At 36.0% G+C, this 6,428-nt stretch carries 6 protein-coding genes; 1 reads left to right on the top strand and 5 read right to left on the bottom strand.

Features of this window, described 5'->3' with window-relative positions; translation table 11 throughout:
• The 3 genes from AC4MRQ_RS24235 to AC4MRQ_RS24245 all read right to left on the bottom strand — a co-directional run.
• Positions 1-462, bottom strand: a 462-nt coding sequence (locus tag AC4MRQ_RS24235) for a DUF4097 family beta strand repeat-containing protein (protein ID WP_491200313.1), incomplete at its 3' end; no start/stop codon positions are given.
• Positions 463-616: 154 nt separating this feature from the next.
• Positions 617-1,309, bottom strand: coding sequence for a response regulator transcription factor (locus AC4MRQ_RS24240; RefSeq protein ID WP_491200314.1), 693 nt, complete (start codon positions 1,307-1,309; stop codon positions 617-619).
• A 3-nt stretch (positions 1,310-1,312) separates the two neighbouring features.
• Complete coding sequence (locus AC4MRQ_RS24245; RefSeq protein WP_491200315.1) at positions 1,313-2,929, bottom strand: sensor histidine kinase; 1,617 nt, start codon at positions 2,927-2,929, stop codon at positions 1,313-1,315.
• Between the two features lie 193 nt (positions 2,930-3,122).
• Between AC4MRQ_RS24245 and AC4MRQ_RS24250 the strand changes: the two genes are divergently transcribed.
• Positions 3,123-4,082: a hypothetical protein gene (locus tag AC4MRQ_RS24250; protein WP_491200316.1), complete on the top strand. Its 960-nt coding sequence runs from the start codon at positions 3,123-3,125 to the stop codon at positions 4,080-4,082.
• A gap of 514 nt (positions 4,083-4,596) precedes the next feature.
• Here AC4MRQ_RS24250 and AC4MRQ_RS24255 read toward each other — a convergent pair.
• Both AC4MRQ_RS24255 and AC4MRQ_RS24260 read right to left on the bottom strand, forming a co-directional pair.
• Positions 4,597-5,346: a tetratricopeptide repeat protein gene (locus AC4MRQ_RS24255; RefSeq protein WP_491200317.1), complete on the bottom strand. Its 750-nt coding sequence runs from the start codon at positions 5,344-5,346 to the stop codon at positions 4,597-4,599.
• 2 nt (positions 5,347-5,348) lie between these two features.
• A partial coding sequence (locus tag AC4MRQ_RS24260) for a BatD family protein (RefSeq protein ID WP_491200318.1) occupies positions 5,349-6,428 on the bottom strand: 1,080 nt, incomplete at its 5' end.

Consider the following 6,428-nt stretch of genomic DNA (forward strand, 5'->3'; position numbering starts at 1 on the left):
ATCGCCAGAAACAGTATTGGCAGAAACATCACTGCCAATCTTATTAGCAACGATGTCACCCGAAACGGTGTTGCATTTAACCCTTCGTTGACCAATACCGCTTACTCTGATATTGCCGCTAACACTATTGACATCAGCATCCGTCATAACTGGCATGGTAATGTGGAATTTGCCTCTCGCACTACCTCTTGAATTGCGAGGGTGATCCACTTCAATAAACAGAGTGGTACCTGATTTGCGGGTTACAATTTCATAATCATCTTTTTCGCGATCCCAGGTTATGGAACCGGTTACATGGACTGTGTTACCTTCGGTGGCCTCAATAACTACATCGCTAAATACCACATTGACTTCAACATCGGTGATGTTCTCAAATTCCTTATCTACTTCAACTTTTCGGTCTTGGGCTTGCAATGATGCTGATAAGAAGATGATTCCTATCAATAAAAATAGTTTTCTCATATCGTTTATTTCTAATTAATATCTATACGACGCTTTGGAGGATACATTAGTTACAGCCTTGTGGTATTAATTTCCAATTGTTTCCAGAATATAAAATGAATAGTTCTTCGGTGCGATAATGACAGGTACCCTTTCAAAATACCGATAGATTTAATTAATCCACTCTTAACTGATAACCACTACCATGAATATTAACGATCTCCACGCCGTTAACATCTCGCAGGTATTTTCGGAGCTTGGTGATATACACATCCATGCTTCGTGTGGTAAAGTATCCGGTTTCGCCCCAAACTTCTTTCAAAGCTTTGTCACGTGGTAATACTTTGTTTTGCGTCTGGCATAGGAGTAATAAAAGATCTGCCTCTTTGGGTGAAAGCTTGAACTCGTCGTTTTGGTAATGGATAGTTCTGAATTCGTGGTTAAAGTGTGCTTCTCCAATCTGATATTCCGATTGAATATCTTCTTTTTGCTGTCGCTTATTCCTGTTGAGAATGGCGTTAATCTTGCAAATCAGGATTTCGGAATCGAAGGGTTTAGTGATATAATCGTCGGCACCGGTACTAAAGCCTTCCAATACATCTTCTTTCATTACTTTGGCGGTTAGAAAAATGATTGGAATATCCGGATTTGATTCTTTTATTTCGCGTGCGATGGTAAAACCATCTACATTTGGAAGCATCACATCTAGGATGCAGATATCGAACTGACCCTCTTTAAATCGTTTAAAAGCCAGCATACCATCTTTAATCCAGGTAACTTCAAACTTATTAATTTCAAGATATGCTTTCATGACCGTACCAAAATTGCGGTCATCTTCAACCATAAAAACTCTGTTAGTTTCAGTCATCGTTTATTTATAAGGAAGTTGTATTATAAATTCTGTTCCAATATTTAATTTGCTCCGAACACTGATATTACCTTGGTGGGCATCGATTACAGCTTTTACATAGCTTAATCCCAAACCAAAACCTTTAACGTTATGGACATTTCCACCAGCTGCCCGATAGAATTTCTCAAATATTTTATTTTGCTGTTCCCGTGTCATTCCAATGCCATTGTCCGAAATCTTAATCTGAATACCGTTGTTGTTATTCGTTGTTGAGATTTTAACTTCTGGTTTTTCTTTGGCGTATTTAAGAGCGTTCTCAAGCAAATTTACAATAACATTAGTAAAATGAATCTCATCCACCAAAAATACGCTTAGTTCTGCTTTTAATGAAGTACTAATGTGTCCACCGGTTTCATTGGCCAGCAATTGCATATTATCAACAGCTGTAAATATTAGCTCATGTATATCTTTCGAAACTTTTACAACTGCAAAATCTTTTTTCTCGATCTGCGACATTTGTAATACACGCTCAACATGACTGTTCATCCGGCTGTTTTCTTCCTTAATAATTTTCAAAAAGTTCTTAACATGCTCTTCGTTGTTAATAATTGTAGGAGTCAAAATACTATCGGTAGCTAAGCTAATGGTTGCGATAGGAGTTTTAAATTCATGGGTCATATTATTAATGAAATCTGTTTTTATCTGCGATACCTTTTTTTGATTAAGAATGGTTCGGATTGTTATAAAAAAAGTAATGAGTATAAAAAGAGTAAATATTGTGGATAATGATACCATCCATCCTTGAGTTTTAATCAGATAGGTGGCTACGTCAGGGAAGTAGATCATTAGTTCGTACGGAGAAATTCCTCTGAATATATCTCTCGGAAACAAATTAACTCTAACAGGAGAGTGCAATGAGGCATTCTGAACACTAAAGTTGTCTGATTTATAATTGGATAATTGTCGGGTGTATTTATTAAACACACCAAATTCAAATTGTGTGTCAATACCATTCTGTTTCAACTCTTCCTTTAAAACATCATTTAAATGGTCCAGACTTATTCTTTGCTGAAGTGGGTTATGCCTAAACTCCATTTCCCGCTTCATTTGCTCATAAACTTCCTTAATTTCGTTGTTCTTATCATGCAGGGCCTCCATTACCACTTCAATGGAATCTTCAATGTGAAGCATGCGCTCTTCCAGCTCAATGATATCCATGGATTCACCCGTGGCACCAATCCATACTTCATGTTGACTGCTATTGCCGTTTATTTCGGTGCGAACTTCAATATGAGTTCCGCCCTGATTGAAGATCGTATCTTGTTTAAAAACTATTTTACGCGGATTGGTGTTAGATGGCTTTGGTTGAATGATTCTGAAATTGCTTTGATTTTTTTGCTTATATGTTCTTGGGCTATTTTGTCCAGATGAAGGAAAAAACTCTCTGAAAATATATTCAACACTCTGTTCCTTTTCCAATCTTTGGACAGTATTATCAAGTGAGCGATAGACCGAGGTCTGAAACTTTTCCTTCTGAACTTTGATCGATTGTTGTATCCATAAATATTGGGCGGCAATAATGCCTAATAATGACAAACTCATCAGAAGTATCAGCCAAAGTATCGATTTATGTTTCATAGTGCTTTAATTACTACGTAAAGATAAGTCATTGAATCAAAGTGCTGAAACACATTAACCTTTCCTTAACTGTTTTTAACGGCGTCTTAACCGATTTAAAATCAGTTCATTTGTAATTTTGATTTGTCTTTGAAAGTTAAAGAAACCCAGCGAAAGATTATTTAAAGATTATACTAACTCAAAAGCAGTAGCTATGAAAAATGCAAATTTGGCAATTCGATTTATCCTTTTAGGATTAATGGTAATAAGTATGGGTTACCAGGTTAATGCACAGACCAAAAAGAAAAGTCAGGTCAAGGTTAAAGTCATTACCAATGAAGGAGAAGAGGTTATTGAGATGGATACCACCTTTAATCACGATATATTTGTTTGGCATTCAGAAAAGGATGGTAAATATATTGAATTGGACAGTTTAATGAAATGCCACGAAAAGGATATTGAAAAGCATATGAAGGTGATGGCCTTTAAAATGGATTCGTTAAATGATTTTCATTTTAAGTTCGATGGCGATATGGAGAAAATGCACCTTGAATTGGAAGAATTGATGAAGGAAAAAGGCATTCATCTAGAGGAAATGGAGCATCTGAACGAAGCCCATAAAAACCGTATTATGATTCTGAAAGGAGAGGATGGTGATTTTGATATAGGGGAATTTATAAATGAGGATGGTGATGAGATTAAAATCATTAAAAAGGAGTTAAGAGGAGAGAGGGATGGTGAACATGAAGTGAAAACTGTTATAATTGCCTCTGATTCACATGAAATGCCATACCATTGGAAAGGAAAACATGCTTATCGCACAAAGGTAAAGGTTGAGTCAATCCCATTGGAGGATATTACCATTTTGAAGAAATTTGGTGTTTCATCAAAAAAGCTTCTTAATGAACCTCTGAACCTTGAAGATTTAAAGGTGAAAATTGAGAAGATAATGGAAGATGAGAAGTTGCAAACACTCATGCAAATTGAATGTGAACTACCCGAAGGTGAATATCATCTTGAACTCTTTAACGAAGAGGGAGAAACCGTAAAAGAGGAAAAAGAAATTAAAGCCGGCCCAATGAAGCAAGAGATGGAATTAAAGCAGGAAGAAGCACCTTATTATTTAATTTTATCTAAAAATAACCAGTTTTTTGGTCGGAAGATTATTTTGTAGGTCGAAAATAGCATAAGAAGTTACCGGGGCACTTGTATTTGTTTAATGCAAGTGCCTTTTTTGTTTCTTTTATGGATTACATCTTTAGGTTTAATGGGATTGAAGATGTGATTCGCTCACATCTTCATATAAAGATTTACTATCTCATGAAATCTTTTATGCTATGATATTCCATATTTAATAATTGCTTCCAAAATATGGATGCAATACTACTTGTGTAAATAGTTAAAGTGCAGAAATACAGTGCTATAATTTTTTTGGCAAGGCACTTGTTTTACTCATTGCGAAAATAAAGAGTATGATTGTGATAGAAATTATTGGAATCGCTTTAACCTTAGTTTATTTATGGTTTGTAGTTAATAAATATTTGATAGCAAAGAAAGATGATCTTTAAAATATACATGATTGGTGCCTCGAATATCAAACGAGGTTGAGCCAATCGGTAGTTTGGGTGTTTATAATAAAAAAGCTCCTTGTCAACGGACAAGGAGCTTTTTTTTAATTCTGCAAAAGTTTATATGACAGTAATCGATGATTCCTCAACCCAACCTACAGTGCCGTCTGCAATCTGAATTTCTTTCCATTGCCCAAGGGTGCTTACAATTTCAACCTTTGTTCCTTCATGCAAAATAAATATTTCAGTTCCATTTACATTGGGCGAACTCTTCACTGTAAGAGAAGGACTAAATACAATTGCGTGGTTACGAACCATTAACTTATTTTTCTGGCTATTACTAAATGTCAGAGTAACTCCTGTAGCGACAATTAAACCAACGCCAAGGTAAAATCCCGCCTTTTTCAATATAACTGAGTTGGAGAAGAAAAAGAAGGCTGCCATAATAATGGTAAGTATAAAACATGCAACACCAATAAAGGCCCAAGTATCTGAAGTTGTTTTATTACGCAAATCCTGTACCCATTCACTGATAAAAAAGTCATCAATCGATTCGATTTTATCGGTAGTTTGCGAATTGGCCAGTTCCAGATTGTATTTAATATCCTTATCGTGAGGCTTCAGCAAAACGGCTCGCTCGTAGTTAAGTATCGCATTGGCCAGTTCACCATTTTTATAGTAAGCATTAGCCAAATTGAAATATAATTCGCCACTTTCGACGCCAGTTGATAATATACCTGAGTATGTATCAATAGCCTCCTGATACTTCCCGTCACTATAAAGCTGATTGCCCTCTTCAAAACGCTCGTTTTGAGCACTCAAACTAATCATCGACAGTGATAATGCGAATAATATAATATAGTACTTCATTCTTAACGTTTTAATTGATTTTCAAGCTTGCTGATTGTAGCAATTGTTTTATTATATAGTTGATCCATTTCACCTGTTCCTGAGGCAGGTGCATAACGTGCAAACTCACAAGTGTCGAGTATATTCATGATTTCTTGAATTACCTCAGCTGAAGCATTGGATTGACTTAAGATATCACCCGCATTATCTTTTGATAGTTCACTGACTGGAATACTGAGTTTATCGCTTAAATACCCCCAAAGGGCACGTAAAACCTCTTCATAAAAGGCTTCTTTTTCACCCAACTTAAGGAAATGAGAGGATTTCTTAAGACGTTTAATAGCAACTTTATTGGCTTTCCTGGTTTTCATCAAGGTGATATTGGCATTTTCTTTAATGCGTTTTTGATTGATGATAAACAGAAGAACAAATAATGAGAATGGTATTAATAATGCCAGGTAAAAACTAAGACTTCCAATAAAGAAGGTACCTATTGGTTTAAGGCTCAATACATTTGTTTTGATATAGCGGATATCCTTACCAAGGAACTTCACATTTTCTTTAGTCACATTTGACCGAACAATGCCACCGCTGGCTAATTCATCACCTTCACCTTTTTCAACGTTGATGGTGATATCATTAGAGCTGATAGTCTGATATTGTCCATTTGCTGGATTAAAATAAGCAAATTTTACAGCAGGGATTGTAAAACTACCGGCATGCCTTGGAATCATCAGGTATTCGTAGGTTTTTACACCTTTCATTCCCTTTGTGGTATTTGATAAACCAGCATTTGACACTTTGGGATCAAATATATCAAAGTCAGGTGGTAACTTAATATCCGGATCCTCAATGAATTTATGATTACCCGTTCCGCTGACCTTAACAGTTAAGGTAACTCCATCATTTACCTTCACATCATTTTTGTTGACGCTGGCTGTCATATTTAGCTGACCAACTCCACCTTTAAATCCTGCAGGACGACCTGAGGGCAGGGGCTTCACATTAATGGTTGATGCTTTTGATTTAACCCGTTTTTTGACGGTTCTATAGCGTGATTCAAAAAAATCATCGAATATACTTCGTGATCGGCTGGGAGCAAC

It is taken from the genome of Carboxylicivirga sp. (assembly GCF_982718395.1).